Genomic DNA, 26180 nt, shown 5'->3' with positions numbered 1-26180 from the left:
ACGCGTCTGTCTGAGCGTAGCTAACAAAAGCTGAAAATTCAGCTCGATCCGACCTATTGGGTCACGCCCTCGTCCCCGTTCAACAGATAGGGGTTGTTGACGACCACATTGGCGCCGGGCGGCAGACCCAGCTCCTCAAAAGTCCATTGCAACTGGACGCCGTCCTTGACCGGACGAGTGCAACGGTCCTCGTCCAGGCGGCGCAGCGTGATGACCGCCGAATCCTTCAGCCGCGTGATGAACGGCTTTACGTCGGCCTTGTCGGTGCAGCCGTTGGAGCTGACGCGGAACACCGCCAGGTCGCGGGTGAAGGCGGCGGCGTGGATCGGCTCCAGCTGGCCCGGCATGCCTTCGGTCCGCACCAGTTCGCCCGGGGCATGCGCGCAGGCGGCGAGCCCGGCGGCCAGAACCAGACCAAAGAAAGACCTTCTCATGTTCGGCCTCCCTGGGCGCGATCCTGATGATTATCCATTGTGCGCTCAATTGGCCCGAAAGTGAACCGTCAAGGCCGCAATATGAACAAAGAAAGGCCCCGGCGACGCCGGGGCCTTCCAAAGAACCTTGGCCAAGAAGCTTGGCTGATCCGTCGAACTTACGAGGAGTAGTATTCGACGACCAGGTTCGGCTCCATCTTCACCGGGTACGGCACGTCGGACAGTTCCGGCACGCGGCCGTAACGGACCGAGAAACCGCGATCGCCCAGTTCCAGGTAGTCGGGCAGGTCACGCTCGCCCGACTGCTGAGCTTCCAGCACCAGGGCCATGTTGCGCGACTTTTCCTTGACCTCGATGACGTCGCCGACCTTCACGCGGTAAGAGCCGATGTCGACCTTCTTGCCGTTGACGGTGACGTGGCCGTGCGAGACGAACTGACGGGCGGCCCAGACGGTCGGCACGAACTTGGCGCGGTAGACGATGGCGTCCAGGCGCGATTCCAGCAGACCGATCAGGTTTTCCGAGGTGTTGCCCTTGCGGCGGGCGGCTTCGGCGTAAGTCGCCGCGAATTGCTTCTCGGTGATGTTGCCGTAGTAGCCCTTCAGCTTCTGCTTGGCCTTCAGCTGCAGACCAAAGTCAGAGACCTTAGACTTGCGGCGCTGACCGTGCTGGCCGGGGCCGTAGGAGCGCTTGTTGACAGGAGACTTGGCGCGACCCCACAGGTTTTCACCCATGGCCCGGTCGAGCTTGTACTTGGCGCTGTGGCGCTTGGACATATGTCACTCTTCATCATGATGCGGCCCGGCCCCTCCCCTATTGGAGCGGCGATCTCAACGGCGGTCCACGCATCGTCCGTAATAGACATCGCGCCTCGGGACGAACCCGATGCGAGAAGGGCGGGCTTATGAAGGCCCGCCCTTCCTGAGTCAAGCAAACCGAAGGCTCAGCCCTTGGCGGCTTCGTACAGTTCGTTGACCTTGTTCCAGTTCACCACCGACCAGAAGGCCTTGAGGTAGTCGACGCGGCGGTTCTGGTACTTGAGGTAATAAGCGTGCTCCCACACGTCGGCGGCCAGCAGGACGGCGCCCTTTTCGGCCGCGTCGTCCATCAGCGGGTTGTCCTGGTTCGGGGTCGAGGTGACCTTCAGCTTGCCGTCCTGCAGGATCAGCCAGGCCCAGCCCGAACCGAACTGACCGGCGCCGGCCGCGTCGAAGTCAGCCTTGAACTTGTCCATGCCGCCCAGTTCGGCGTCGATCTTGGCGGCCAGTTCTGCCGAGGGCTCGCCGCCCGTGCCGACCGGGGCCAGCAGTTCCCAGAACAGGCTGTGGTTCCACACGCCGCCGCCGTTGTTGCGGATCGACTTGGGCAGCTTGGACATGATCGCGAAGATCTCTTCCAGCGACTTGCCTTGCGCCTCGGGCGTGGCGTCGACGAACTTGTTCAGGTTGTCGACGTAGGTCTGATGGTGCTTGTCGTGGTGGAAGGTCATCGTCTCCTTGTCGATGGCCGGCTCCAGCGCGTCGTAGGCGTAGGGCAGCGGGGGCAGGGTGAAGGCCATGGGAGACTCCTTTTTACGGCGTGTGATTCCTCTGGACCCTATCTAGGGCCGCGCGCGCCAGACCCAAGCCTTGAACGTCGCCTTTGTTCACAATTGTCGAGCCAAGGCCGGTTTTCGGAACCTAAAGCGGCAAATAGCGGTTTTCCGCACGCCCGGACCGTCATTGCGGTCGCTTTTCAAGGATGGTGCATCATGCCTGTCCGTTCTCGCGACGCCTTCCTCTCCGACGCCGAAGCGGAAAGCCTGCGCCTGCGGTTGCTGGAGGTGATTCCACGTCTGCGCCGTCATCAGTTGCTCGATCTCGCCGACACCCTGCACGAAGCCGCGCGGGAGCGGCGCTGGTCGTCGGAAGATCGGCTCGACCTCAGGGCCTGACGCCCTCGCCCTGAATCAGTTCGCGTGAAGCTCCTGCTTCACGCGCTCGGCCAGAGTCTTGATGTCCAGCGGCTTGGGCAGGAAGGACACGCCGACCTCGTCCTGCAGCAGGTCCGAGAAGTCGCTCTCGGCATAGCCCGAGATGAACATCACCGGCGCGTCGCCCAGGAACGGCCGCGCCTTGCGCAGCAGGGACGGGCCGTCCAGCCCGGGCATGATGACGTCCGAGATCAGCATGTCGATCTGGCCCGCCCACTCCTCAGCCAGGATCAGGGCCTCCTCGCCATCGGCGGCCTCGATCACCTCATAGCCGCGCTGGCGCAGCAGGCGGGCGGCGATGCCGCGCACGGCCGCCTCGTCCTCGACAAACAGAATGCGGCCGGCGCCCGACAGGTCGCGCGGCGCCTTGACGACCTTCTCGACCGCCGGGGCCTCGACCAGTTCCTCGGCCGTGGCCGCGGGCAGGAAGATGCGGAAGGCCGCGCCGGCGCCATCTAGGTTGACGACAGTGATGTGGCCGCCCGCTTGCTGGGCGATGCCGTAGACGGTGGCCAGCCCCATACCCGTCCCCTCGTTCACCGCCTTGGTGGTGAAGAAGGGCTCGAAGATCTTGTCCAGCAGGGCCGCTGGCACGCCGGGGCCGGTGTCCGAGACCTCGATCAGGGCGACCTCTTCGGGGGCCTCGCGCCAGCCCAGATCGCGAGCCTGCGCGCCCGTCAGGCGGCGCGTCTTGATGGTGACCACGCCCGCGCCCGGCTCGACCACGCCGCGCATGGCGTCGCGGGCGTTGACGGCCAGGTTCATCACCGCCGTCTCCAGCTGGCTCTTGTCGGCCAGCACCAGCGGCAGGTCGCGGCCGTAGTCGGTCTCCAGCCGCACGTCCTCGCGCAGCAGGCGGCGCAGCAGCACGGCGAACTCGCCGACCAGTTCGCCCAGGTCCAGCCGCTCGCGCCGCACCGTCGACTTGCGCGAGAAAGCCAGCAGCTTGCGCACCAGATCGGCGGCGCGGATGGCCGTCTGACGAATCTCGTTCAGCCCGTCATAGGACGGATCGCCGACCGGGTGCCGCTCCAGCAGGCCGGAAAGCTGCAGCTGGATCGCCGTCAGCAGGTTGTTGAAGTCGTGCGCCACGCCGCCCGCCAGCTGGCCCACAGCCTGCATCTTCTGGGCCTGGGAGAGCTGCAGCTCCATCGACTTCTGCGCCGCCACATCGAACAGCCAGACGCGGCGCTTGTCGCCTTCGGGGGCGACATAGAGGTGCAGCTGGCGGTCCGGGTGGGCGCGGGCGATCAGCTCGATCGGGCCGGAGGAGCCGGCCTCCAGCTTGGTCCGGGCCTCGGCTACGCCCACCGGGTCGAACAGATGGCCGAAGGCGGCGTCGCCCGAGGCCGCCGGACCGGTCAGCAGCGCCATGGCCGCGTTCGGCTCCTCAGCTCTTCCTGCGAACAGGTCTTCGCCGCCGATGACGGCCGAGCCGAAGGGGGCGCCTGCGGCCATGGCGCGAGCCTCGCCCGTCGAGGCGATGGGCTGGGGCGCAGCGGGCGCAGACGGGGCCAGCGGCAGGACGGCGTCGGGCGCGGCGCGGACCAGGAAGCGCCCCTGCCCCGCCTGGCCGATCAGCACCTCCTTCTCGCGCGGGCCGATCTGGACGATGGCGCGCCCCTGCTGGCCTTCACGCGCCTGGGCGAAGGCCATGTACAGGGCCTGAGCGGACTTGCCCCCTCCCTTGCCGGACCTGGGAAGCGTGGTGACGGTCCCGTTCTCTTCGGCCCAGGCGGCGTTGTAAGCCAGCACCTGGCCCGACGGCCACACCAGGGCGGCGGGCTCGGCCAGGGCGTCCAGCATCTCGACCGCCGTATCGCCATTGGCGCGCCGCACCTCGGCCCGGCCGAAGGCGAACAGCCAGATCAGCGCCGTGGCGCCCGCCGCGAAGATCAGCATCAGACCCGGCGCGCTGAAGGCGTTGGCCCGAAAGGCCGGATAGGCGATGGCGGCGACCGCCAGGGTGAAGCCCACGGCCATGATCACCAGCAGAGGATCGAACGTCGGGCGGCGCGTCGCCTGCGCCTTCAACCTGTCTTGGGGTCGGGAAATCATCATGGCGTCTCGCCCGCGCGAATCAGGGTTCGTCAGCATACCTTCTAGCACGACGCCTCTCCCTCCCCGGGACGGGGAGGGTGGTTGAGGCCGTCAGGCCGAAGCCGGGTGGGGAGCGTCAGGCGGTGCGCAGCGCGGCGCTTGATCAGCCAAGCCGCCCCCACCCGATCGCTGCGCGACCACCCTCCCCGGGGCGGGGAGGGAGAGGCGTGGCGCCCGTCTCCCCTCACCGCCGTTTCCGCTGCTGCATGACGAAGCCGATGACCTTGGCCGCCGCCTCGAAATGTTCGCGAGGGATCACATCGTCGACCTCGACCGCCGCATACAGGGCGCGGGCCAGGGGCACGTTCTCGACGATCGGCACCTGGTGCTCCTTGGCCACCTCGCGGATGCGCAGGGCCAGGGCGTCCACGCCCTTGGCGACGCAGACGGGCGCGCCGTCGCCCTGATCGGGCTCATAGCGCAGGGCCACCGAATAGTGGGTCGGGTTGGTGATGATGACCGTGGCGTCCGGCACCGCCTGCATCATCCGCTGGCGGCCGCGCTGCATGCGGATCTGGCGCAGCTTGGCCTTTACATGGGGGTCGCCCTCGGACTGTTTGAAGTCGTCCTTCAGCTCTTCCTTGGTCATCCGCATCCGCTTGGCGAAGCGCATTCGCTGCCACAGATAGTCCATGCCCGCCGTCAGCCCCAGAAACACCAGGGCCGACACCATCAGCGCCAGCGCCAGGTCCCGCGCGAACGGCAGGATGTAGGCCGGGCTCATGGCGGCCAGTGCCTCCAGTTCGCGCACATGCGGGTTCAGCACCCAGAAACACACGGCGCCGATGGCGACCAGCTTGATGAAGGTCTTGAGGAACTGCACCACGCCGTCCGGGCCATAGATGCGTTTGAACCCCTCCAGCGGATTCACCTTGGACCATTTGGGCTTGATCTTGTCGGCGGTGAAGATGAGGCCCGACTGCGCTAGATTGCCCCCGACCCCGCCTAGAATGACTGCGAACGACACCGCCGCCAGAAAAGGCGTCACCACCCAGACAGCGCGCATCCCGATCTCGATGCCGGCCCCCGCCTCCAGCCCGCCGATCATGGCGTGCGGCTGCGACAGGAAGGGCATCAGCCCCTCGGCGATCTGGGTGGCGAACATGCCGCCCCCCGCCAGCAACACCCAGGCCGCGCCCGCCAGCGACAGGGCCTGCGCCACGTCCGGCGACTTGGCGACATCGCCCTTCTTGCGCGCCTGTTCGAGTTTTCGCGGGGTGGCTTCTTCTGTTTTCGACTCGGGATCGGGACCGTCAGCCAACGGCGCCTCCCGTGAAGAAGGCCGCTACCGTGCGATAACGGTCGATGAAGACGGTCCCCAGGACCCCTAGACTGAGGGCGAACACCGACAGCCCCAGAACGACGCTCAAGGGCGCGGCAGCAAAATAGACCTGAAAGCTGGGCATGACGCGCGCCACCAGCCCCGAAGCCAGGTTGAAGATCAGGGCGAAAACCAGCACCGGCGCCGCCAGTTGCACCCCGAGCGCGAAGCTCTGGCTCAGGGTGCGGATCGCCATCTGGGTGAAGTCCGACACGATCAGCGGCTTGGCCGGGGCGATCGCCTCATAGGATCCGACCATGCCGCCGATGAACAGATGATGGGTGTTGGTGGCGAACACCAGGGTCACGCCAAGCAGCATCAGAAAAGCCGACAGGGTCGTGCCCGGCTGGGCCTGCATCGGGTTGGCCGTCTGAGAAAAGCCGAGGGTGGTCTGCAGGGAGACGACCTCGCCCGCCGTCGTCATGGCGGTCATGAAGCTGCGCAGGATGGCGCCGATGGCCAGCCCGGTCAGCACCTCGCGCATGACCCAGCCGACGGTGGCGCCCAGGGTGGCGGGCAGGGCCGGCAGGCTGCTGGCCACGATGGGCCACAACGCCAGCGACAGCACCAGGGCCAGCGACAGCCGCACCCGCGGCGGCACATAGGATTCCCCGAAACCGGGCAGCAGCATCAGGATGGCGCCGACGCGCGCGAAGATCAGCCCGCCGGTCCAGACCTGCTCCGCCGTCGCATAGGGCTCCACCCGCCTGCCCTCGCCTTACATTCCCGCGATGCGGGCGGCGATTTCGTTCATGAACCCGCCCAGCAGCGCGCCCATCATCGGCAGAAACAACAACAGGGCGGCGAAGACGGCCACGATCTTGGGCGCATAGACCAGGCTCTGCTCCTGAACCTGCGTCAGGGCCTGAAACAGGCCGATGGAGACGCCGACGCCCAGCGCCACCGTCAGGATCGGCAGACACAGCTGAATGGTCAGCCACAGGGCGTCGCGCCCGACATCCAGAACTTCCGCGCCGTTCATCGCCGTTCCCCAAACCCCGCCGAACATCGGACACGGGACAGTGGGCAGAAAATGCCGACAGGATGGTTAACGCCGCGCTAACCGTCCGGACAAAAAGTCGCTCAAGCTGGGCTCTGGCCTTCGGCGGCGGCTCGGCGCTATGAAGCGCCCATGACCGATCACGCCCCCACCCCGCCCGTCTCGCAGGAAGAAGCCGAAGCCGCCGTCCGCACCCTGATCCGCTGGGCCGGCGACAATCCCGCGCGCGAAGGCCTGATCGAGACGCCCAAGCGCGTCGCCAAATCCTATCGCGAGCTGTTCCAGGGCTATGAGGTCGAACCGCGCGACTATCTGGAAAAGACCTTCGAAGAGGTCGGCGGTTATGACGAACTGATCGTCCTGAAGGACATCCGCTTCGTCAGCTTCTGCGAACACCATATGCTGCCGGTGGTGGGCAAGGCGCACGTCGGATATCTTCCGACCGACCGGGTCGTGGGCATCTCCAAGCTGGCGCGCGTGGTGCGTGGCTACGCCCGCCGTCTGCAGATCCAGGAAAAGATGACCTCCGAGATCGCGCAAGCCATCCAGGAAGTGTTGCGCCCCGTCGGCGTCGGCGTCGTCATCGAGGCCGAGCACAGCTGCATGACCATGCGCGGCGTCGACGTTCCAGGCGCCAGCCTGTCCACCAGCTGCCTGCTGGGCGCCGTCCGCGAAGACCCGCGCACGCGTGAGGAATTCCTGCGGCTGGTGCGGGGGTAGGACCATCTTCCTTCTCCCCTTGTGGGAGAAGGTGGCAGGCGAAGCCTGACGGATGAGGGGTGTAAGCGCGCCCGCCCCATCCGAAAGGCGCTTCACGCAGGCACGCGACAACCGACCGCAGCGCCGACACCCCTCATCCGGTCCTCACGGACCACCTTCTCCCACAAGGGGAGAAGGACATGGCGAGACGGTCCCGTTCCTGCATGAAACCCTCTGAACAAGGGGGTCGCCATGCTGCAGGCCGTGTTTTCGTCCCGGAATGAGCCGCCGCCGATCGGGCGCGGGGGGTGGCTGGATGCGCTGCGCTTCATCGTGGCCGCCCTGATCATCCTGCATCACTTCCAGATGTCGGCGCCCGTGCCCCTGGCCGAAGGGCTGCATCCCGTGTTCGAGCGGGGCGGCTTTCTGCTGACCAACTTCTTCCTGATCGACAGCGGATACGTGCTGATGCGCGTCTATGGCCGCGCCGTCGGGTCGGGGCGGATGTCGAAGACAGACTTTTTCCTGAAGCGGGCGCTGAGGGTGTTTCCGGCGCACCTGATTGTCTTGGGTCTGCTGGTGGCGCTGGTGCTGGTCGCCACGGCCGCAGGGATGCCGCCCAACCATCCCGAATGGTTCGCCTGGGACCAACTCCCCGCTCAGGTCGCCCTGGTGCAGTCGTTCGGCGTGCCCGGCGGCATCGGCTGGAACGCGCCGACGTGGTCGATCTCGGCGCTGCTGGGCTGCTACGTCGCCTTTCCCTTCGTGCTGCGCGGCCTCAGCCGGATCGGACCTTGGACGGCGCTGATTCTGGTCGTCGTCGGCTATCTGGCCGCCAATGAGCTGAGCTGGGCGATCCTGAACTATCCCGTCTATCAGATGCCGCTGAACCTGGGCATCTGGCGCGCCCTGCCCCTGTTCATCCTCGGCATGGGTCTGGCCTGGTTCGCGCAAGGGGTATGGATCCACCCGCGCGTCGCCGGCTGGGCCGGCGTGCTGGCCGCCGTGGCCCTGGCGGGCGTGCAGTATTTCGACAAACACGCCCTGATCTCGCTGGTCTTCATCAGCCTCATCATCCTGGCGGCGGGCGCCGTTCCTGGACGCAGGCCCTCAAAACTGGTCGAGCAGGCGGCGATGGTGTCCTTCTCCATGTTCATCTCGAACGAGGTGGTGCGCATCGCCTGGTTCGGCCTGGCCGACGCCGTGGCCGGCAAGCTGGCGCTGGGCGAAGCCTGGCGCTGGGGGCTGTGGGGTCTGGGCGTGCTGGCGGCCTTCGTCTTCGCCTTCGGCCTGCACTACCTGATCGACCAGCCGATCCAGAACCGCATCCGCGCGTGGCTGAAGGCGCGCGGCCGCAGCGCCGCCGTCAGCCAGCCGGTGGTGTCGCTGGAAGGCTAACCTCAGCCTGCGCCGGCGCCGCCGACCAGATGCAGCACATTGCCGTCCGGGTCCTTGAACCACGCCAGGCGCAGGGACCCGCACACGTGGATGTCGCCGTCGTGCTCCATGCCGTCATAGCGCTCAAACGCCACGCCCTTGGCCTTCAGAGCGGCGACGATGTCGTCCAGTTCGACCCCGACGTCCCAGGATACGGCGTTGGCCTGGTTCGTTCCAGCGAAGTCGGACTTATAGACGATCAGCCAGGTGCCGCCGGTGCGGTAGCCCAGCATCCCTTCCATCCCGCTATCAGCCAGGTTCAGCTCCAGCACGTCTGAATAGAAGGCGCGGGCGCGATCCAGATCCCTGACCGCCACGATAGCCGAGGAGTTCTTGTCCTTGAGCATGGGTCTTCCTTTCACTGTCGGGAAAGAAAGCGTGCGGGGCGCGGGTTCGATCCGCACTCGTCAGGAAATGGAGAAGCCGACGCTAGATCGGCATCCTCATGATCTCCTGATAGGCCGAGATGACCTGGTCGCGGACGGCCATCACTGTCTCCAGCGAGGCCTCGGCCGACGAGATGGCCGTGACGACGTCGATCAGATTGCCCTGGCCCTGGACCGACTGGGCCATCTGGACCTCGGCGACGCGGGTGGCCTGCGTCGTCTGCGTCATGACGTTCTGCAACAGGTCGGCGAAGCCGCCGGCCGCGTTCGGACCGGCGCTCGCGGCGGCGTTGGCCGAGGTCGTGACGCTGACGCCGCCTCCGCCCTGAACGGCGGCGTAGGCGCGGGCGGCCATGATGGGGTTCATGCCTTAGCCCCTTACTTCTTGATGATGTCGAGGGTGCGCGAATCCATGTTCCGCGCCGTCTCGATTACGTTCAGATTGGCCTCATAGGCGCGCTGCGCCTCGCGCATGTCCATCGCCTCGATCAGGGTGTCGACGTTGGGCCGCATGACATAGCCTTCCGCGTTCGCCGCCGGGTGCGAGGGGTCGTAATCCATGCGGAAGTCGCTCTGATCCGGCCGCACCTCGGCCAAGGCGACGCCGGTCGCGCCGTCCACGTCGCGGCTCTGAAACACCGGCATCTGGCGGCGATACGGCTGGCCGCCTGCGACAGTGGCCGTGGACTGTGCGTTGGCGATGTTCTCGGCGATGATCCGCATCCGCGACTGCTGCGCCTTCAGCGCGCTGGAGGCGACCGCCATGGCGGTGTTGCGGGGACTTACCGGGCGGTTGTTGATCGGGTCAGGCATGTTTCATTTCCCCTCAGGCGGCCGGCTTCTTGGCCGCCAGGCGGATCATCTGCATGGACTTCTGGTAGAAGCCGATGGCGGCGTCATAGGCCATGCGGCTCTCGGCCATCTTGAGCATCTGCTCTTCGACCACGACCGAATTGCCGTCCAGGGTGGTCTCGGAATCCGGCGCTTCCATCCCCTCGAAACGCGGCGCGCGCGCTGGCGGAGAGACGTGATGAGCGTTGGTGGCCGTCATGCGCAGCCCGGCGTTCTTTTTCACGGCTGCGGCGAAGTCGGCGGGCGTCTTGAGGTCGCGCGCGATATAGCCGGCGGTGTCGGAGTTGGCGACGTTCTCGGCGATCACCCGCTGACGGTCGTCCAGCCAGGCCAGACGGCCCTTGATCTGATTCAGCAGCGGCAGGTCGGTGACGGACATGCGAATCCCTCGGACGAACGGATCGGCAGATTTTGCCGCCTGCATGGTTAATATCCCGTATCCCTAAACGCGCCGTTAACCACGTCTGTTGAAACATGGCCCGAAGCGTGGCGGCCGAACGCCGGATCGTCGCGCGTCTGGGGCTGCATCCGCATGAACTTCCTTGATCTGTTCCGGGCGATCTTCGGCCTGGCCATCACCCTGGGCATCATCGGCCTGGCCGCATGGGCGGCGCGTCGTTATGCGCCGGAGATTCTGGCGCGCTTTCAGGGCCAGCAGGGACAGGTGCGGCGGATGAAGGTCGTCGAGACTCTGGTGCTGGACCCGTCGCGCCGTCTGGTCCTGATCCGCGTCGATGACGAAGAACGGCTAATCCTGCTGGGCGAGGGCCGCGAACTGATCGAGCCGCGCCAACCGGGAGGCGTGAAGTGAAACGCCCCGCAGTTTTCGCCATGCCGACCCGCGCCGAACTCAAACGCGCGGCCCTGTTGTCGCTGATCACCACCGCCCTGTGCCTGATCTGGCCGCTGGGCGCCCTGGCGCAGGAGGCGGCGCAGAGCGGATCGGCCATCAACATCGACCTGGGGACGGGCGCCGGCCTGACGCAGCGCGTGGTGCAACTGGTCGGGCTGATGACGGTGCTGTCGCTGGCCCCGTCCATCGTCATCATGACCACCAGCTTCGTGCGGATCGTCGTGGTGCTGTCGCTTCTGCGTACGGCGCTGGGGATGCAGCAGTCGCCGCCGAACGCCGTCCTGGTGTCCCTGGCCCTGTTCCTGAGCGCCATCGTCATGGCTCCGACCTGGCAGGACGCCTATGATTCGGGGGTCCGTCCGCTGATGGATCAGCAGATGGAACTGCCTCAGGCCTTCGATGCGGCGTCCGAACCGGTAAAAACCTTTATGCTGGCTCAGGTGAAGCCGGACGACCTGGCCCTGTTCACTCGACTGTCGGGCGTCACGGCCACCGCGAACATGCAGGACCTGCCCCTGAGAGTGGTCACCCCGGCCTTCATGATCAGCGAGCTGAAGACCGCCTTCACCATCGGATTTCTTCTTTTTGTTCCGTTCCTTGTGATCGATCTGGTGGTCGCCAGCGTGCTGATGTCGATGGGCATGATGATGCTGCCGCCGGTGGTGGTCAGCCTGCCCTTCAAACTGATCTTCTTCGTGCTGGTGGACGGGTGGAGACTGGTCGCGGGCAGCCTCGTCGAGAGCTTCCAGAGAGCCTCCGGCGCAGGATAAATCCCCAGCCTGCAAGGCCTTCTGGGCGATGCGGGCTTGCCAAGTTCACAAAAACCGTCGTTGATCCCCCGGTCCTCGCCCGGCGCTTCCTTCCGGGCGACCACCATTGGGAAAATACCCTCATGACCACTCAAGCTGAACTGATCGCCGCTGTCGCCAAAGACGCGGGCGTGTCGCAAGCTGACGCCGGCAAGGTTCTGACCGCCATTGTCGAGAACATCCACAAGGCTCTGAAGTCGGGCGACGACGTCCGTATCTCCAACCTGGGCGTGTTCGACACGGCTGAGCGCGCCGAGCGCGAAGGCCGCAACCCGGCCACGGGCGCGACGATCAAGATCCCGGCCTCGAAGGCCGTGCGCTTCCGCGTGTCCAAGCCGCTCAAGGACGCCGTCAACGGCTAAGCCTTTACGGCGCGTTCGTCCTGCTCGTCAGGATTGATGCAAAAAAACCCCTCTCCCGCCGGGAGGGGGGTTTTTTATTGGCCCGCGCCCGTCTTCGCCCGGAACTCGGCCTTGGTCTGTGCGATCCAGCCGGCATAGGCGTCGGCCCCGGCGCTGAGGGCGGCGAAGTCCTGCGGCCGGCCCGAGTCGCCGCCGTCCAGCCCCGCCAGCGCTACCCGGATCGCGCCCGGCGAGCGCGCGCCCTCGGCGAAGGCGGCGTAGTTCTTGGACAAACGGGAGAGCGCCCCCGCGTCCCGCGCCAGCGAATATCCCGCGCCCGCACGGATCAGGCGCGTCTCCTCGACCTCGCTGAGCGGCGCGGCGGTCTCCTTCCATCGGTCGCCCAGGCGCTGCTCATAGAGGGCGGCGGCCGCCCCCCACTGCTGCTGCTTCCACAGGATGTCGGCGCGCACGTCGCGCGCGGCGGGCGAGGCGTCCTTGCCCAGCACCTCCAGCGCGTGGTCATAGCGCCCCAGTTCCATAAGGGCGCGGGCCTCCAGGGCGCGGCGCTCGATATTCATGGCGGTCGGCAGCAGGGTCGTGCGCGACGACCACAGGGCCTGCAGCGCCTCTTCCGGCTGGCGGTTCATCAGATAGACGGCGGCCAGATTGGTCGAGACCTGAGCCTTGGCCACCCCGTCCAGCCGGTTCTCGGCCTGATACTTCAGCAGCTCCGCCGCCTGATCCAGCAGGTCGACGTCGATCAGGCGCCGCGCCAGCCGCCGCACCATCTCGTCGCCGTCAGCGCCGACGGGCGTCAGTTCTCGGAAGTCGAAGAACAGGGCCAGCGCCTGCACCGGCTGCAGACCGTCCGCCGCGCCTTCGAGGAACAAGGCGCGGAAGGCGTTGTCGAGATCGGCCTGAAGCCGGTCGCCGCCCGGCAGGGTGACGATCTTCGGCCCCGCCGTCTTCAGCGTGGTCAGGGCCTCGCGATAGCGCCCCTGGGAGAGATAAAGCTCGCCCAGAGTGCGGATCACCGCCAGCTCGGTCGCATCCCCGCGCCAGCGCCATTTCAGCGCCTCCAGCTGGGCGGCGGCGGCGTCGGCCTTCAGCGTCCCCTTGGCCATCTCCAGCTTGATGACGCCCAGGCGCGCGGGCGTGGCGACGCCGTCCAGCGGGGCGCGCGCCACCGCCTTGTAGACCGCCAGAGCCCGGTCGGGCTTCTCATCCATTTCGAACAGGCGCGCCTGCACCAGGCGGGCCGTCAGTTGATCGGGGGCCGACACGTTCGGCTGGCTGAAGGCATAGGCCAGCAGTTCGCGCGCGGCGTCGGCGTCGCCGGTCTCGACCGCCGCCATCGCATGGGCGGCGCCGAAGCGCGCGCGCCATTCGGGAGCGAAGCCGTCGACCACGCCTGCGCCGGCCGCGAACAGCCGCCGCGCGTTGGCCCAGTCGCCCTGCTGGGCCGCGATATAGCCCTGCCACACCTTGGTCGAGGGATCGCCCGCCAGGGCGCCGGACGAGAAGTCGGCCTCCGCCTCGTTAAACCGGCCGATGGAGGCGCGGGCGGCGCCGCGCAGGCCGCGCACCTCGGCCACGCCCTGCATGGCGGGCGTCTGTTTGATCAGGGCGTTCAGCACCCCGACCGCCTCGAACCCCAGACCATGCCCGACCAGGAAGCGGGCATAGGCCAGCCGCGCCTCGATCGGGGCGCGCAGGTCTTCGGCGGCGCGGCCGCTCTCGCGTTCGGCGGCGTCCTGCAGGGCGCGATGGCGGGCGATGAAGCCGCCTTCGCCCGCATCGGCGGACCAGTCGGCCGGGATCAGCGCCGGACGAGACGCCGCGCGCGGCGCGTCGGCGCCTTCAGCCGCCCGTTCCAGCCCGGCGGTCGGCGAGGACAGCGTCAGGCCGCGCGGCCTTGTCACCGTCACCAGATCGCCGTCGGCGGTGACGCTGAGATCGTCGGTCGGGGTCTCGACCGCCAGGCCGTGGGCGGTCGGGAGGAAGCCGGCGTCCACCGTACGCCGTCCGGTCTTCAGCCCCTTGCCGGGGGCCAGGGCGGTGACGGCGGCGAAGCGGTCGCCGATCATCGGGTCGGTCAGCCAGACGGTGCGGGTCGCCCCGGCCATGCGCGCGGTCAACGACGCCTTGACCGCGTCGTCGCGCTCGATATCCACGCCGCTGGGCGCAGGGGCGGTTCCGCCGATGGTCACCACCCAGGTCGAGCCCTCGGCGCGGGCGGCCACGGCCTGACCCGGCTCGACCGGAATGCGCACGGCGGTGAAGTCAGGCCCGGCGGCCCAGCGGGCGCCGTTCAGGCCCTCGCCCTTCATCTGCATGCGGGCGGCGTGGTCGAACACGGCCCAGACCGCCTCGCCGCGCCGGAAGACGGCGGCGCCGACCGGCCCGTTCCAGGCGAAACGCATCACCGTCTGCTGGCCCTTGACCTCGGCCGCCACCGGCACCGCCCCGCCGATCGGCACCGGCGAGCGGCGCAGACCGTCGCCGTCCTTGGCCGGCGCATAGAGGTTCAGCCAGACGGCGCCGTCCGCGGACCCGCTGGTCGCGCCCGCCCCCTCGGCCAGGATCAGGACCAGTTCGGTCGCGCCCTGGGCGGCGCGGGTCTCGATCTTCTCCAGCCCCTTGGGCGGATCGACGCGCAGGCGGCTGACGTCGGGAGCGGCGGTCGTGCCGATGCGGACCACGACCGTGCGGCCGTCCTGACGCACCCGTGCGCGCGCCCCGACGACCCCGGCGAACTCGATCCTGGTGAAGCCCGCATTGGCGCCGATGCGGATCTCGACTGGAGCGCCCGCCTGGGCCAGCGACGGCGCCGGAGCCAGAGGCGCGAAGACGACGACGCCCGCCGCGGCGGCCGCCACGGTCGTCTGCAGAACGCGCTTCTTGGCGGGGGCCCCGGACATATCGCGCGCATGCTCGCGCGAAGGGCTTTAATCGTCGTTAACGGGGCCTGACGCGAGGGTCTGTCGCGAATAGGACAAAACACCCGCTTGCTTCCCTGTGACGAACGGCCGACATCATGGACATCGTTCGCCGCAGGAACAGCTTTAGTGTCCGATCCCGTCTATCCTCCGATCAGCCCCGTGAAGACCGGCGTTCGCGCCCGCTGCCCCCGCTGCGGCCAGGGTCCCGTGTTCAAGGGCTATCTGAGCCTGCGCGAGTCTTGCCCCGAATGCGGGCTGGACTACAAGTTCGCCGATCCGGCGGACGGCCCGGCCTTCTTCGTCATGTGCGCCGTCGGCGTCGTCGGCATGATCGCCTTCATGATCTTCGAGTTCACCGTTCATCCGCCGGTCTGGGTCCACTTCCTGGTGACCTTCCCGGTGCTGGCGGCCATGTGCCTGTCGGTGCTGCGCCCCTTCAAGGGCTGGATGGTGTCCGAGCAGTATTTCCACAAGGCTGAGGAGGCGACCTTCGTCAGCGTCGGCAAACATGGCGAAGGCTATGGCTGGCGCGGCCAGGCCGAGCGCGCGGCCAAGGCTGCGGCCCGCGACAAGGACTGATCCGACCGAGAATTTAAAAAGGACGCCAGCATCGCCGGCGTCCTTTTTTCATGGCCTCAGCGCATGACCCGCAGGGTCACGCCCACCGTGCGCGGCGCGCCCAGGAAGGCGCCCAGGGTGCCCGTCTGGAACGGGGCGCCGAAGGCCACCTGGCGATAGTCCTGATCGAACAGATTGCGGCCCCACAGCTCGACGCTCCACGCATCGTCCCGCGCCAGGGCGACGCGGCCGTCCACCAGCCAGAAGCCCGGCTGGCTCTTGGCCGGATCGAGGTCCGAGCCGGTGTTGTATTCCGACGAATATTTGGCCGCCAACGTCACCCGTCCGGTCAAGCCGGCCGTCACCGGCCGCTCATAGGTTCCGGCCAGCGATCCGCTCCACAGGGGAGCGAAGTTCATCCGCTTGCCCGCCAGCAGCGGCAGGCCCGGCACGGCGTCGTCGCCATACTCCGTCTGGGCGTAGGTCAGGCCGCCCTGCAGCGACAGGCCCTCGAACGGCAGGAACATGAAGTCCGCCTCGACGCCCTTGGCCCGCACCTGCGGGATGGAGCGGACCAGGAAGGTCGTGCCCAGGAAGGTGTTCAGCTGGAAGTCGTCATAGGTCTGGCGGAAGGCGGCGGCCGAGACCAGCAGGCGTCGGTCCAGCATCACGCTCTTAATGCCCGCCTCGAAAGCGTCGGCGCTCTCGGCCGGGAAGGCGCGCGAGGCGTCAGGGGCCAGGTTGGTCTGTCCGCGGTCCAGGTTGAAGCCGCCGTTCTTGCGCCCTCGCGACCAGGAGGCGTAGAGGCGCGTCCCCTCGGCCGCCTGGACCTCGGCGCGGGCCAGGCCGGTCCAGGCCTCGTCCTTGACGGTTTCCGACTGGTTCAGACCGTTGAACGCCGGGTTCGACCACGGCAGGCACAAGGTGGCGTTGCTCACGCCATTGGCCAGCGCCGCCGCGCAGGCCCGCCCGCCGTCGGTGTTGTGATAGGCGGCCGTCATCTCCTTGGTCTCATGGGTGCGGCGCAGGCCCCCTGTCAGGGTCAGGCGGTCGGTCACGGCGTAGGAGACCTGGCCGAACAGGGCGGCGCTGCGGGCCGTCTGCCAATAGCGATCCAGCTGACCCTCGCCCTCGACGAAGCTTTGGCCCACAGCCAGGCCGGTCAGGGTCGAGACGTAGTTCGGGTCGCCCAGCGGGTTCGACGCCGAGCGCGACAGCAGGCGGCTGACGTAGCCCTCGTAATCGGCGCCGTAGAGCAGGCTATCGCGACGGGTCAGCTTCTCATCGGCGAAGAAGGCGCCCGCCGACCAGTCCAGCTTTCCGCGCTGACCCGACAGGCGGAACTCCTGCGTCAGGGTGCGGAAGCGGTTCGACCAGCTGCCGTCGTCCGGGCGATAGGCCAGATCGGCCGAGGTGAAGTCCCAGTCCTGACTGATGACGCCGCGCCAGTCGCGCACCGCCGAGGTGCTCTCCAGCGTCGCCCAGCCCAGATCGGCGTTCAGGTGCAGCGCTAGCCCCTTGTCGCGGATGCGGGTGTTGGTGTCGCGGTTCGAATAAGCCACGCGATCCCACGGCTTCGGCGTCGCCGCCACGCCGCCGTCGGGCGCGAAGGTCGCCAGCAGGGGCGCCGTCGCGCCTGTCACCAGCTGAACGCCGACGCAGCAACGCTCGTCCCGCTCGGTCCAGTCTGCGGTCAGGCGGGCGGTCAGGTCCGGCGTGGCGCGCCACAGCAGCTGACCGCGCACGGTGTCATAGTGTTCGGTCTGATCGTCGGTCGAGGTGCGCGGCCCCTCCCCCGTCTTCACGTCATAGAGGCCGTCGCGGCGACGCGCGGCGGCATACAGCCGCCCGGCCAGAACCTCGTCCACGATCGGGCCGGTCAGGGAGACGGAGCCGCCGTGCGTTCCATAGTCGCCGAAGGTCGCCTCGCCCGCCATGCGCGCGTCGAACGACGGGGCGGCGGTGACGACGTTGATGACGCCCGCCGAGGTGTTCTTGCCGAACAGGGTCGCCTGCGGGCCCTTGAGCACCTCGATGCGCTCGACCTCGCCCAGATCGCCCAGCGCCGCCCCGTTGCGCGGGCGGTAAACGCCGTCGATCATGACGCCGACCGAGCTCTCCACGCCCGGATTGTCGCCTACCGTGCCGACGCCGCGGATGCGGGCGGTGGTGAAGGTCTGGTTCGAGGTCGAGGCCACGATCAGGCCCGGCGCCAGGATCTGCAGATCCTTGATGTCGCGCACGCCGACGCCGTCCAGCAGGGGCTGGCTCGCCACCGTCAGCGACAACGGCGTCGCCGCCAGCGGCGCCTCGCGGCGCTCGGCCGTCACCACGATCTCGGACACCTGGGTCGGGCCGGTGTCTATAGGCGCTTCGGCCAGAACAGGCGCGGCGAAAGCAAGCACGGACAGAGAGGCGGACGCGAGAGACGCGGCGCGAACGGCGAAATTCATGGGAGGAAAAACCGCTTTGCGGAGCGACGGCGCAAGGCTTCGTCGCGGACTGTCAACGGCTGTAACAGTCCGGTCGGCAGGACGAAACCCTGGCCGACCATCATCAAATGATGACTTTTAGGCGCGCCCCGCCAGCGGTCCCGAGGCGCGCGGAGCGAAGCTGTGCTCCACCCGGCTGCGATGGGCGTCGACGTCGTTACGAACCCCGCCGCCGATGCGGCACAGTTGCTCCAGCCCGCGCCCGCCGCCGCTTTCGTGTGATGTGATCAGGTCCAGAAGGCGCTCCGCCTCGGCCAGGGTCTCAGGCCGCTGCTCCAGCAGCCAGACCTCAAGCGCCCCCAGTTCAGCCATCAGCCCCCCCGCACGAACGGAGGCCTCAAGCCGTTTGTCATTCCATTGACGGAGCAGCGCGCGGGCCGCCTCCATCGTCCACTGTTGAGCCATGTCGCCCCCCAAAGGCGAAGCGTCGGGCGGCTTCGATTTCCCAGACGCCGAAGAAAAATGTCAGTGACGTCAGGAACCAGAGGACCCAGATCAGCGTCATCGCGGCCCAGGCCAGACTGGTCGAGGTCAAGAACGGCGCGACGTAGACCAAGGTCGACACCAGGTGCAGTGCAGCGGCCATCACGATCCACCACCGCCCCGCCCGCTCGGCGATCAACCACAGGGCGAGGAAGGCCGTCGTATCGATGATGACCACGCCGAACTCAAACCCCTGCGGGCTCGCGTCATCGACCGCGTAGGACAAGGTCAGAGCCATCAGGACGACGCCGGCGGCAGCACGGTCCAAGGTCCGTCCCCGCCAGAGCAGCAGGAAAAGGCCCGCCAGACTGAACGCCAGCAATGCGAACTGCAGTGCGAGCTGCACAGGGGTCATCGACGTCTCCGCTCGGCCCGATCAGTCGTCAGGCGCTTAAATCCCTTTGATCATGCGCATCTCCGCCCATCATAAGCGTCAGCGCAGGCCATGGATCATCTCCAGAACGGGAGGAATTAAACTGATCGCAGCGGCTGCGAGCAGAATCCACGCCAGCGCCCCGCCCAGGATCAACAGCAGAACAGAGCCGCCGACCGTGCGTGGCCGACGCCAGCGCCCCAGGCGTACATAGCTCCCATAGAAGGGAACCGGCCAGGGTGTCTTCCCGTCCTCGACACGTTCGGAACCTGCAAGGACGCCATGTTCTGAGCCCAGAAACGGCTCGGACGACAGGGGCGGCGATTGCCGTGAGTAGGAATTACTCAGCAGGCGGGCCGCCTGCTGGCGGTCGGAAACGCCCAGCTTCTCATAGGCGCGATGCAGGTGGTTCTGAACGGTGCGGGGCGACAGGTTCAGTTGCTGGGCGATCTCCTTGTCGCCCAGACGTTCCGCTACGAGCAGAAGAATTTCCCGTTCGCGCGGCGTCAATTTGTCGATCGCCGAAACTATGGTCACAAAACCCGAATATCCATTTGAAAGGTCGCGCGTCCAGTCTTCAGCGACGCCCGCGACGGATAGGTCGTTAGGTGTCGCCGCGCTGCGACACAACCTTTGCGTTTCAGCATTTCCATTGCATGTCGTCGGAGGATCGCCGCACTAGGAGCCGAGACTGGATAAGAAGACAGAGGGAAGCGCATGCTGGCGACGTTGATGGGCGGCCTGGGACTGATCGTGGGCAGCTTTCTGGGCCTGGTCAGCCTGCGTCTGCCCAAGGGCCAGGATGTCGTCGTGCAGCGCTCCCGTTGCGGGTCATGCGAGCGCCCCCTGAAGCCCTGGCGGCTGATCCCGGTCGTCAGTTGGGCGATGACGCGCGGGAAGTGCAGCGACTGCGGCGCGGCCATTCCTGTGCGCTATCCCCTGATCGAGCTGGCCGCCGCCGCCATCGGCGTCTGGGCGGCGCTGCGCTTCGACGATCCCGCCTGGGCGCTGGCGGGCGCGGTGTTGGGCTGGCAGTTGCTGCTGATCGCCATCATCGACGCCGAGCATTTCTGGCTGCCGGACGCCCTGACCCTGCCGCTGTTTCTCAGCGGCCTGTTCGCGGCTGTGGCGCTGGACCCCGCCAATGTGCAGAGCGGCCTGCAATGGTCGCTGGTCGGCCCGCTGAAGACGCCCTTGATCGGGGCGGCGGCGGGCTTCGGCGGCCTATGGCTGCTGGCCTTTATCTATAAGCGCCTGCGCGGGCGCGACGGGCTGGGCGGGGGCGATCCTTTCCTGTTGGGCGCGATCGGCGCCTGGGTCGGCTGGATGGGCCTGCCCAGCGTGCTGCTGTGGGCGTCCCTGAGCGGCCTGAGCGTCGTCGCGGCCAAGGTCGTCCTGCGCCGCCCCGTCGCCGGGACCGACCGCCTGCCGTTCGGCGTCTTTCTGGCCATCGGCGCCTGGCTGACCTGGCTTTATGGCCCCCTCGGGCTCGGCGTGACCGGCTAGAGGGACAGCAGGTCGGACCAGCGCCAGCGCCCGCCGCTGCCCAGCGCCACGCGCGGGGCGCCCGGCTGATCGCTGAGCGTCAGCAGCACATAGCCGTTCACGGTCTCGGCCTTACAGACGCGCGGCGAGAAACCGACCGTGACGGCGATGGCCTGTCGCACCCCGGCCAGCCCCTTGCCTTCCTCGCCGGGGCTCTGCAGCCAGTCGCCGTTCCACATCAGGATCGCCCGGCCCGAGGCGCCGGAGGCGCGATAGGCCTGTCCGATCGCGGCGTTGATCCGCGCATCATTGCGCAGGGCGTTCTGGATGCGCTTGACCATGTCGCACCCCTGCCCCGAACCGCCCCCTGCGCCTGAACCGGAGCCGCCGCCCGAGCCGCCCGCCCCAGAGCCCGTCCCGCCGCCTCCGCCCGTCCCCTGCCCCGCGGTCAAGGCGCCGCTGAGCGCGCCGTCTCCCAACAGCACGAAGGACACGCTGGGTTCCGGCGCCGAGATCGGCAGCGGCTCGACCTGCGGCGCCGGAGGCGTCGGGCGAGGGGGGCGAGGCGTCGGCGGCGTCGGCGCGGCGGCCCGCGCCTTCTGGGGCGTTTTCGCCGGAACCGGAACGGGCGTCGCAACCGCGGGCGCGGCAGGCGCCGGTTCAGGCTGAGGCGCGGGCGCGGCCTCGGCGCCTCCCGCCGGCGCATCGCCCGGCGCCGGCTCTGAAGGCGCGGGCGGAGGCGGCTCAACCAGGATCACCTCGACCGGCGGCGGCGGCGGCGGCGCGACGACGGGCTTGACCGGAGCCGTCATCATCATCGCCAGGATCAGGCCATGCGCCGCGATGCTGGCCGCAACCGGCAGGACCCCGGACCGTTTACGCCTCGACGCCCGCCTCACTACCTGACGCCTGTTCCGCTGCAGGTTCCGCGAACGCCCGATGGTGACATTTGCAACAAGGCTCCTCGCCGTTCAGATCGCGAGAAACTGATCACCTGAGAACGTCAGGAAAAAGGCGTCTGGCGAGGAAGGGAGAATAACAAGAACGTCGGTTCTTTATATTTTTTTACAGTCAAGCTGAACCTTTTCACTTCTTCGCGCGTCTTTGCTCCGCCGTTTTGCAACCGACATCGGTGCGGCGCGTAACATCCCCGGAGTTGGGCCGGGCACGAAGGAGACTTGATTTGATCAATTTGGCATCTAGGACCGCTGTTATCGGCGCCGTCGCCGTTCTCGGCATCGCCGTCAGCGGCTGCGCCAGCCATCGGTTCGTCCGCGACAACGTCCAGGTCGTGAACGAGCGCGTAGACGGCGTCGACGCTCATCTGACGCAGGTCGAAGGCACGGCGGGCGAAGCCCTGGCCCGCGCCAACGCCGCGCACAAACTGGCCCAAGGCAAATTCCTGTACGAAGTCGTCCTGTCGGACGACTCGGTGAAATTCCCGGTCAACCACACCGAACTGTCGCCGGAAGCCGAACAGCGCCTGGCCGAACTGGTCCAGCGCCTGCGCGCCGAGAACGCCAACGTGTATCTGGAGATCCAGGGCCACACCGACTCGACCGGCACCGACCAGATCAACGAGCGTCTGGGCCAGGAACGCGCCGAAGCGGTGCGTCGCTTCCTGAGCGATCAGGGCATCGCCCTGAACCGCATGGCGACCATCTCCTACGGCGCCGCCAAGCCGGTCGCCCCCAACAACACCCGTGAAGGCCGCGCCCAGAACCGCCGCGTCGCCATCATGGTTCTGGCCTAACAGCCAAGAGCGAAATCGGTTGAGTTGGACGCAGGTCCAACTCAACTCAGATATTCGCTCCAGCTAATTCTGGACCCTTGTTCTGGGTGCAGTCGATTCCGACTGAACCGAAAAGGGTCTAGCCATTCGGTCCGGCCTCCTGCCCCGGCTGGAACGAGAAACGGCGGCGTCCCGCGAGGGGCGCCGCCGTTGTCATTCTGACGTTCAGCTTCAGTCCGCGCGCTATTGCTGACCGGCGGATCCGCCCGCCAGATCCGACAGGATGGGACAGTCCGGACGTTCGTCCCCGACGCAGCATTGGGCCAGATGGCGCAGGGTGTCGGCCATCTCGCGCATTTCACGGATGCGGGCGTCCAGGTCCTCCAGATGTTTCTGCGCCATCGCCTTGACCTCGCGGCTGGGCCGGGCCTCGTCGCGCCACAGGGACAGCAGGCGGCTGATCTCCTCAATTGAAAAGCCCAGCCCCCGCGCCCGGCGGATGAAGCGCAGGTCGTTCAGGTCGCGCTCTGAAAAGTCGCGGTAATTCCCCTCGGTGCGGTCTGCAGGGCGGATCAGCCCTTGCGCCTCATAATAGCGGATCATCTTGGCCGAGACGCCGGTCGCCTCAGCGGCCTTGCCGATGTTCATCGCGCGGCTCCCTTCGCGCTGCCGATATGGGGTCTGAAGGCGCGCAGGCGCAGGGCGTTCAGCACCACGCTGACGCTGGACAGGGCCATGGCCCCCGCCGCCAGCATGGGCGACAGCATCAGGCCGAAGACCGGATACAGCACCCCCGCCGCCACCGGTATCAGCAGCACGTTGTAGCCGAAGGCCCAGGCCAGGTTCTGGCGGATGTTGTTCATCGTCGCCCGCGACAGGCCGATAGCGCTGACCGCGCCGCGCAGGTCGCCGCCGGTCAGCACCACGTCCGCGCTCTCGATCGCCACGTCCGAGCCGCCGCCGACCGCCAGGCCGACATCCGCCGCCGCCAGAGCCGGGGCGTCGTTCACCCCGTCGCCGACGAAGGCGACCCTGCGCCCGCCCTTTTTAAGCGCCTCGATCACCGCCACCTTGCCGTCCGGCATGACCTCGGCGTGGACTTCGTCAATGCCCAGACGACGCGACACGGCGGCGGCGGTGCGGCTGTTGTCGCCGCTGATGACCGCCACCTTCAGCCCCAGCTCATGCAGGGCGGCGATCGCCTCGGCCGTCGTCGCCTTGACCGGGTCGGCCACGGCGATGATGGCGGCCAGTCGACCGTCCACGGCGGCGTAGAGCGGCGTCTTGCCCTCGTCGCCCAGACGGGCCGCCGCCTCGGCGAACAGGGCAACGTCGCAGCCCAACTCGGCCATGTAGCGGTCGGCGCCGACCGCGACGCGCGCCCCGTCAACCAGACCCGTCACGCCTTTGCCGGGGATGGAGGCGAAGTCCAGCGGCCGGGCCACCGTCGCGCCGCGCGCCTCGGCCGCAGCGACCAGGGCGCGGGCCACCGGGTGCTCAGACAGGCTTTCCAGCGCCGCCACCTGGGCCAGCACCGTCGCCTCGTCAAAGCCCTCGGCCGTGACCAGATCGGTCAATGTCGGCTTGCCCTCGGTCAGGGTGCCGGTCTTGTCGAAGGCGACGACGTCCACGCCCTGCAGGGCCTGAAGCGCCTCGCCCTTGCGGAACAGCACGCCCAGCTCGGCCGCTCGGCCCACGCCCACCATGATGGAGGTCGGCGTCGCCAGCCCCATGGCGCACGGACAGGCGATGATCAGCACGGCCACCGCGCTGACCAGCGCCATGCCCAGCGACGGCGACGGCCCGAACAGGAACCACGCCCCGAAGGTCAGGGCGGCGATGGCCATGACGGCGGGCACGAACCAGCCCGTCACCTTGTCCACCAGCGCCTGAATGGGCAGCTTGGCGCCCTGCGCCGCCTCGACCATGCGGACGATCTGGGCCAGCACAGTCTGGGCGCCGACCTGACGCGCCTCGAAACGGAAGGCGCCCGTGGTGTTCAGCGTGCCGCCCGTGACGTCGGCGCCGGCGGTCTTCTCGACCGGGATCGGCTCGCCCGTCAGCATGGATTCATCGACGAAGGAGGCCCCGTCCGTGACCACGCCGTCGACCGGCACCCGCTCGCCGGGGCGCACCACGACCACGTCGCCAACCTTGACCGCATCGACGGCCACGTCCTGCTCAACGCCGTCGCGCACCACGCGCGCGGTCTTGGCCTGAAGCGACATCAGCCGGCGAATGGCTTGGCCCGTGCGGCCCTTGGCCCGCGCCTCGATCCAGCGCCCGACCAGGATCAGGGTGACGATCACCGCCGCCGCTTCGAAATAGATGTTGGCCGTGCCCGCAGGCAGCCACTGGGGGGCAAACGTAGCCACCGTCGAGAAGGTCCACGCCGCCGTCGCGCCCAGCACGACGAGGGAGTTCATGTCCGGCGCCCAGCGCAGCAGGGCGGGCACGCCCTTGCGATAGAAGATGATCCCCGGAACGAACAGCACGAAGGTCGCCAGCACGAAGCTGATGACCTTCCAGTTGAAGGCGCCGATCGTCTCGCCGATCCAGTGGTGCATCCCCGGCACGAAGTGCGAGCCCATCTCCAGCACGAACAGCGGCAGGGTCGCCGCGCCCGCGATCAGCACCGCCCGGCCCAGCTTCCTGATCTCGGCGTCGCGGGCGGCCTGTTCGCGGTCGCCGGCGTCCGGCCCGGCGTCCTCGGGCGTGTCCAGCCCATAGCCGGCCTGTTCGACGGCGGCGGCCAGATCCTGAAACGTCGTCGTCCCCGACAGGAAGCGCACGGTCGCCCGCTCGGTCGCCAGATTGACGCTGGCCGACAGCACCCCCGGCACGGCGGCCAGCGCCTTTTCCACGCGGCCGACACAGGACGCGCACGTCATGCCCCGCACAGGATAGGCGACCTCCTCCTGCATCGGCTCATAGCCTGCGCTCTTGATCGCGGCGGCCACGGCGGCGGCGGAACCGTCAGGCGACAGCGACACCTGCGCCCGCTCGGCGGCCAGATTGACCTGCGCGTGCGTGACGCCCGGCACGGCGCGGATGGCCTTTTCGACCCGGCCCACGCAGCTGGCGCAGGTCATGCCCAGCACGGGTATATCCAGTGTTCTGAAGCCTTCGGCGGCCATGGCGTCGTCCTCGCAAACCTTTGACGACGACACTGCTAAACCTTCCCATCAAGGGAAGGTCAACAGTCAGGAAACCCGCCGCGGAGGCTGGGGTTAGAGAGGCCCCGGAGTGCGCCATAACGTTCACCCGCGTCTCATAAGGGACAAGCGGATCGCCGATCGCCGCATGACGCACGAAGCCGATGATATGGGCGGCGATGTCAGCGTTGCGCGCGCCCGACCATAAGGCACCGAAGCCTCAACGAGGTCGCTCGCCACACCCGCGAAGCAAGCCAAGTCGCCCTCGCCGATGACGCCATGACGATGCTTGAAAAGGCCGAAACGACTATAAGCGGTGTCTAACCAGTTAGACACCTCGCCTTATGTACCTGATTTAACACAGAAAAACGTGAGGTTATCGGGATCACTCAAGACCTGCTCAGTCGGGCCCTGGAATCGTTGGGCTCTAGAAATCCGACCACTTAAGCTGACCACCTAGGAGCGGCTCAAACCCAGCCGAAACCACTTAAGAGTGGCTCAGTCGCTTACCCTCCCGACGCAGCACAGGACTGAGTGTTTAGCTGACGTCTGAAGCGCCATGTGTGGACGGCTCCCCGTTGGCAAGGGTTGATCTGACGTTCTGCTGAGCCTGGTCGGTGCGGCCATGTGTTCGACCTGTTGGTGCGGTACGCATGACCGCTGGCCATAATGCCTTCCGCGAAGCCGGGTCCCGACCAAAAGCACGCGCTCGAGGCGCTCTGGCGCAAGTGGGTTTTCCCGCCTTCCGGTTTC

Annotated in this window: 28 protein-coding genes; 9 read left to right on the top strand and 19 right to left on the bottom strand. The window is 67.6% G+C overall.

All coding sequences use genetic code 11. The features are described 5' to 3' along the window. Positions 1 to 53: 53 nt before the first annotated feature. The 3 genes from ACLBV5_RS13505 to ACLBV5_RS13495 all read right to left on the bottom strand — a co-directional run bounded on the left by ACLBV5_RS13505 (position 54) and on the right by ACLBV5_RS13495 (position 1992). Positions 54 to 434 (bottom strand): lipoprotein, encoded by a 381-nt coding sequence (locus tag ACLBV5_RS13505; protein ID WP_025978465.1) that lies wholly within the window; start codon positions 432 to 434, stop codon positions 54 to 56. Between the two features lie 158 nt (positions 435 to 592). Continuing rightward, a complete protein-coding gene (rpsD, locus tag ACLBV5_RS13500; RefSeq protein ID WP_025978466.1) occupies positions 593 to 1210 on the bottom strand; it encodes a 30S ribosomal protein S4 in 618 nt (205 codons plus the stop codon). A gap of 167 nt (positions 1211 to 1377) precedes the next feature. Beyond that, positions 1378 to 1992: a superoxide dismutase gene (locus tag ACLBV5_RS13495; protein WP_303705820.1), complete on the bottom strand. Its 615-nt coding sequence runs from the start codon at positions 1990 to 1992 to the stop codon at positions 1378 to 1380. A gap of 192 nt (positions 1993 to 2184) precedes the next feature. Here ACLBV5_RS13495 and ACLBV5_RS13490 point away from each other — a divergent pair, with 192 nt between their 5' ends. After that, positions 2185 to 2367, top strand: a complete 183-nt coding sequence (locus ACLBV5_RS13490) for a hypothetical protein (RefSeq protein WP_025978468.1) — start codon at positions 2185 to 2187, stop codon at positions 2365 to 2367. Between the two features lie 15 nt (positions 2368 to 2382). Here ACLBV5_RS13490 and cckA read toward each other — a convergent pair whose 3' ends face one another. The 4 genes from cckA to fliQ all read right to left on the bottom strand — a co-directional run bounded on the left by cckA (position 2383) and on the right by fliQ (position 6809). Next, positions 2383 to 4464 (bottom strand): cell cycle histidine kinase CckA, encoded by a 2082-nt coding sequence (gene cckA / locus ACLBV5_RS13485; protein ID WP_447606064.1) that lies wholly within the window; start codon positions 4462 to 4464, stop codon positions 2383 to 2385. Positions 4465 to 4690: 226 nt separating this feature from the next. Then, positions 4691 to 5767 carry a flagellar biosynthesis protein FlhB gene (gene flhB, locus ACLBV5_RS13480; RefSeq protein ID WP_025978470.1) on the bottom strand — a complete coding sequence of 359 codons (1077 nt, stop codon included), beginning with the start codon at positions 5765 to 5767 and terminating at the stop codon, positions 4691 to 4693. Continuing rightward, positions 5760 to 6530 (bottom strand): flagellar biosynthetic protein FliR, encoded by a 771-nt coding sequence (gene fliR, locus ACLBV5_RS13475; protein ID WP_025978471.1) that lies wholly within the window; start codon positions 6528 to 6530, stop codon positions 5760 to 5762. Before fliR ends, flhB begins: the two co-directional genes overlap by 8 nt. A gap of 15 nt (positions 6531 to 6545) precedes the next feature. Then, the gene (gene fliQ / locus ACLBV5_RS13470) at positions 6546 to 6809 is read right to left on the bottom strand and encodes a flagellar biosynthesis protein FliQ (RefSeq protein WP_024353554.1); all 264 of its coding nucleotides are present in this window, start codon (positions 6807 to 6809) and stop codon (positions 6546 to 6548) included. Between the two features lie 150 nt (positions 6810 to 6959). Between fliQ and folE the strand changes: the two genes are divergently transcribed. Together folE and ACLBV5_RS13460 are read left to right on the top strand one after the other, a co-directional pair. Further along, the gene (folE, locus tag ACLBV5_RS13465) at positions 6960 to 7547 is read left to right on the top strand and encodes a GTP cyclohydrolase I FolE (protein ID WP_025978472.1); all 588 of its coding nucleotides are present in this window, start codon (positions 6960 to 6962) and stop codon (positions 7545 to 7547) included. Between the two features lie 231 nt (positions 7548 to 7778). Further along, positions 7779 to 8924: an acyltransferase family protein gene (locus ACLBV5_RS13460; protein ID WP_253119766.1), complete on the top strand. Its 1146-nt coding sequence runs from the start codon at positions 7779 to 7781 to the stop codon at positions 8922 to 8924. Between the two features lie 2 nt (positions 8925 to 8926). Here ACLBV5_RS13460 and ACLBV5_RS13455 read toward each other — a convergent pair whose 3' ends face one another. From ACLBV5_RS13455 to ACLBV5_RS13440, 4 genes are all read right to left on the bottom strand, one after another. Further along, positions 8927 to 9310, bottom strand: a complete 384-nt coding sequence (locus ACLBV5_RS13455) for a VOC family protein (protein WP_278070525.1) — start codon at positions 9308 to 9310, stop codon at positions 8927 to 8929. Positions 9311 to 9392: 82 nt separating this feature from the next. Next, positions 9393 to 9716: a flagellar hook-basal body complex protein FliE gene (fliE, locus tag ACLBV5_RS13450; protein ID WP_278070524.1), complete on the bottom strand. Its 324-nt coding sequence runs from the start codon at positions 9714 to 9716 to the stop codon at positions 9393 to 9395. Between the two features lie 11 nt (positions 9717 to 9727). After that, complete coding sequence (gene flgC / locus ACLBV5_RS13445) at positions 9728 to 10114, bottom strand: flagellar basal body rod protein FlgC (RefSeq protein ID WP_447606063.1); 387 nt, start codon at positions 10112 to 10114, stop codon at positions 9728 to 9730. A 61-nt stretch (positions 10115 to 10175) separates the two neighbouring features. Then, entirely contained in the window at positions 10176 to 10580 is a 405-nt protein-coding gene (locus ACLBV5_RS13440) for a flagellar basal body protein (RefSeq protein WP_447605978.1), read from the bottom strand. A gap of 153 nt (positions 10581 to 10733) precedes the next feature. On the opposite strand from ACLBV5_RS13440, the gene ACLBV5_RS13435 reads away from it, so the two are divergent. From ACLBV5_RS13435 to ACLBV5_RS13425, 3 genes are all read left to right on the top strand, one after another. Beyond that, positions 10734 to 11012, top strand: coding sequence for a FliO/MopB family protein (locus ACLBV5_RS13435; RefSeq protein ID WP_024353562.1), 279 nt, complete (start codon positions 10734 to 10736; stop codon positions 11010 to 11012). A 20-nt stretch (positions 11013 to 11032) separates the two neighbouring features. Next, the gene (fliP, locus tag ACLBV5_RS13430) at positions 11033 to 11824 is read left to right on the top strand and encodes a flagellar type III secretion system pore protein FliP (RefSeq protein ID WP_025978478.1); all 792 of its coding nucleotides are present in this window, start codon (positions 11033 to 11035) and stop codon (positions 11822 to 11824) included. Between the two features lie 122 nt (positions 11825 to 11946). Then, the gene (locus ACLBV5_RS13425) at positions 11947 to 12225 is read left to right on the top strand and encodes an HU family DNA-binding protein (protein WP_003170475.1); all 279 of its coding nucleotides are present in this window, start codon (positions 11947 to 11949) and stop codon (positions 12223 to 12225) included. Positions 12226 to 12299: 74 nt separating this feature from the next. Here ACLBV5_RS13425 and ACLBV5_RS13420 read toward each other — a convergent pair whose 3' ends face one another. Next, positions 12300 to 15128, bottom strand: a complete 2829-nt coding sequence (locus tag ACLBV5_RS13420; RefSeq protein ID WP_447605977.1) for a hypothetical protein — start codon at positions 15126 to 15128, stop codon at positions 12300 to 12302. 147 nt (positions 15129 to 15275) lie between these two features. Between ACLBV5_RS13420 and ACLBV5_RS13415 the strand changes: the two genes are divergently transcribed. After that, the gene (locus ACLBV5_RS13415; protein ID WP_025978481.1) at positions 15276 to 15728 is read left to right on the top strand and encodes a DUF983 domain-containing protein; all 453 of its coding nucleotides are present in this window, start codon (positions 15276 to 15278) and stop codon (positions 15726 to 15728) included. A gap of 56 nt (positions 15729 to 15784) precedes the next feature. On the opposite strand, the gene ACLBV5_RS13410 is transcribed toward ACLBV5_RS13415, so the two are convergent. From ACLBV5_RS13410 to ACLBV5_RS13395, 4 genes are all read right to left on the bottom strand, one after another. Further along, entirely contained in the window at positions 15785 to 18160 is a 2376-nt protein-coding gene (locus ACLBV5_RS13410) for a TonB-dependent receptor (protein ID WP_447605976.1), read from the bottom strand. A 117-nt stretch (positions 18161 to 18277) separates the two neighbouring features. Next, positions 18278 to 18511 carry a hypothetical protein gene (locus ACLBV5_RS13405; protein WP_025978483.1) on the bottom strand — a complete coding sequence of 78 codons (234 nt, stop codon included), beginning with the start codon at positions 18509 to 18511 and terminating at the stop codon, positions 18278 to 18280. Positions 18512 to 18548: 37 nt separating this feature from the next. Next, on the bottom strand, positions 18549 to 19037 hold the full coding sequence (locus tag ACLBV5_RS13400; protein ID WP_253119775.1) for a hypothetical protein: 489 nt from the start codon (positions 19035 to 19037) through the stop codon (positions 18549 to 18551). Positions 19038 to 19115: 78 nt separating this feature from the next. Beyond that, positions 19116 to 19592 (bottom strand): helix-turn-helix domain-containing protein, encoded by a 477-nt coding sequence (locus ACLBV5_RS13395; RefSeq protein ID WP_227157804.1) that lies wholly within the window; start codon positions 19590 to 19592, stop codon positions 19116 to 19118. Between the two features lie 180 nt (positions 19593 to 19772). Here ACLBV5_RS13395 and ACLBV5_RS13390 point away from each other — a divergent pair, with 180 nt between their 5' ends. Beyond that, entirely contained in the window at positions 19773 to 20561 is a 789-nt protein-coding gene (locus ACLBV5_RS13390; RefSeq protein WP_253119778.1) for a prepilin peptidase, read from the top strand. On the opposite strand, the gene ACLBV5_RS13385 is transcribed toward ACLBV5_RS13390, so the two are convergent. Continuing rightward, a complete protein-coding gene (locus ACLBV5_RS13385; RefSeq protein ID WP_447605975.1) occupies positions 20558 to 21439 on the bottom strand; it encodes a hypothetical protein in 882 nt (293 codons plus the stop codon). The genes ACLBV5_RS13390 and ACLBV5_RS13385 overlap by 4 nt on opposite strands. A 293-nt stretch (positions 21440 to 21732) precedes the next feature. Between ACLBV5_RS13385 and ACLBV5_RS13380 the strand changes: the two genes are divergently transcribed. Continuing rightward, the gene (locus tag ACLBV5_RS13380; protein WP_134582421.1) at positions 21733 to 22293 is read left to right on the top strand and encodes an OmpA family protein; all 561 of its coding nucleotides are present in this window, start codon (positions 21733 to 21735) and stop codon (positions 22291 to 22293) included. A gap of 222 nt (positions 22294 to 22515) precedes the next feature. Here ACLBV5_RS13380 and cueR read toward each other — a convergent pair whose 3' ends face one another. Then, positions 22516 to 22920, bottom strand: a complete 405-nt coding sequence (gene cueR, locus ACLBV5_RS13375) for a Cu(I)-responsive transcriptional regulator (protein WP_253119780.1) — start codon at positions 22918 to 22920, stop codon at positions 22516 to 22518. Then, positions 22917 to 25409: a heavy metal translocating P-type ATPase gene (locus ACLBV5_RS13370; protein WP_447605974.1), complete on the bottom strand. Its 2493-nt coding sequence runs from the start codon at positions 25407 to 25409 to the stop codon at positions 22917 to 22919. Before ACLBV5_RS13370 ends, cueR begins: the two co-directional genes overlap by 4 nt. Positions 25410 to 26180: the final 771 nt, after the last annotated feature.

It is taken from the genome of Brevundimonas sp. M1A4_2e, from assembly GCF_053345555.1.
This window is presented reverse-complemented; position numbering and strand designations above follow the sequence as displayed.

Excerpts from the sequence above, each read along its gene's own strand:
- ACLBV5_RS13505 (WP_025978465.1), bottom strand. The coding sequence starts at position 434 with ATGAGAAGGTCTTTCTTTGGTCTGGTTCTGGCCGCCGGGCTCGCCGCC.
- rpsD (WP_025978466.1), bottom strand. The coding sequence starts at position 1,210 with ATGTCCAAGCGCCACAGCGCCAAGTACAAGCTCGACCGGGCCATGGGT.
- ACLBV5_RS13495 (WP_303705820.1), bottom strand. The coding sequence starts at position 1,992 with ATGGCCTTCACCCTGCCCCCGCTGCCCTACGCCTACGACGCGCTGGAG.
- ACLBV5_RS13490 (WP_025978468.1), top strand. The coding sequence starts at position 2,185 with ATGCCTGTCCGTTCTCGCGACGCCTTCCTCTCCGACGCCGAAGCGGAA.
- cckA (WP_447606064.1), bottom strand. The coding sequence starts at position 4,464 with ATGATTTCCCGACCCCAAGACAGGTTGAAGGCGCAGGCGACGCGCCGC.
- fliQ (WP_024353554.1), bottom strand. The coding sequence starts at position 6,809 with ATGAACGGCGCGGAAGTTCTGGATGTCGGGCGCGACGCCCTGTGGCTG.
- folE (WP_025978472.1), top strand. The coding sequence starts at position 6,960 with ATGACCGATCACGCCCCCACCCCGCCCGTCTCGCAGGAAGAAGCCGAA.
- ACLBV5_RS13460 (WP_253119766.1), top strand. The coding sequence starts at position 7,779 with ATGCTGCAGGCCGTGTTTTCGTCCCGGAATGAGCCGCCGCCGATCGGG.
- ACLBV5_RS13455 (WP_278070525.1), bottom strand. The coding sequence starts at position 9,310 with ATGCTCAAGGACAAGAACTCCTCGGCTATCGTGGCGGTCAGGGATCTG.
- fliE (WP_278070524.1), bottom strand. The coding sequence starts at position 9,716 with ATGAACCCCATCATGGCCGCCCGCGCCTACGCCGCCGTTCAGGGCGGA.
- flgC (WP_447606063.1), bottom strand. The coding sequence starts at position 10,114 with ATGGCGGTCGCCTCCAGCGCGCTGAAGGCGCAGCAGTCGCGGATGCGG.
- ACLBV5_RS13440 (WP_447605978.1), bottom strand. The coding sequence starts at position 10,580 with ATGTCCGTCACCGACCTGCCGCTGCTGAATCAGATCAAGGGCCGTCTG.
- ACLBV5_RS13435 (WP_024353562.1), top strand. The coding sequence starts at position 10,734 with ATGAACTTCCTTGATCTGTTCCGGGCGATCTTCGGCCTGGCCATCACC.
- fliP (WP_025978478.1), top strand. The coding sequence starts at position 11,033 with ATGCCGACCCGCGCCGAACTCAAACGCGCGGCCCTGTTGTCGCTGATC.
- ACLBV5_RS13425 (WP_003170475.1), top strand. The coding sequence starts at position 11,947 with ATGACCACTCAAGCTGAACTGATCGCCGCTGTCGCCAAAGACGCGGGC.
- ACLBV5_RS13420 (WP_447605977.1), bottom strand. The coding sequence starts at position 15,128 with ATGTCCGGGGCCCCCGCCAAGAAGCGCGTTCTGCAGACGACCGTGGCG.
- ACLBV5_RS13410 (WP_447605976.1), bottom strand. The coding sequence starts at position 18,160 with ATGAATTTCGCCGTTCGCGCCGCGTCTCTCGCGTCCGCCTCTCTGTCC.
- ACLBV5_RS13405 (WP_025978483.1), bottom strand. The coding sequence starts at position 18,511 with ATGGCTGAACTGGGGGCGCTTGAGGTCTGGCTGCTGGAGCAGCGGCCT.
- ACLBV5_RS13400 (WP_253119775.1), bottom strand. The coding sequence starts at position 19,037 with ATGACCCCTGTGCAGCTCGCACTGCAGTTCGCATTGCTGGCGTTCAGT.
- ACLBV5_RS13390 (WP_253119778.1), top strand. The coding sequence starts at position 19,773 with ATGCTGGCGACGTTGATGGGCGGCCTGGGACTGATCGTGGGCAGCTTT.
- cueR (WP_253119780.1), bottom strand. The coding sequence starts at position 22,920 with ATGAACATCGGCAAGGCCGCTGAGGCGACCGGCGTCTCGGCCAAGATG.
- ACLBV5_RS13370 (WP_447605974.1), bottom strand. The coding sequence starts at position 25,409 with ATGGCCGCCGAAGGCTTCAGAACACTGGATATACCCGTGCTGGGCATG.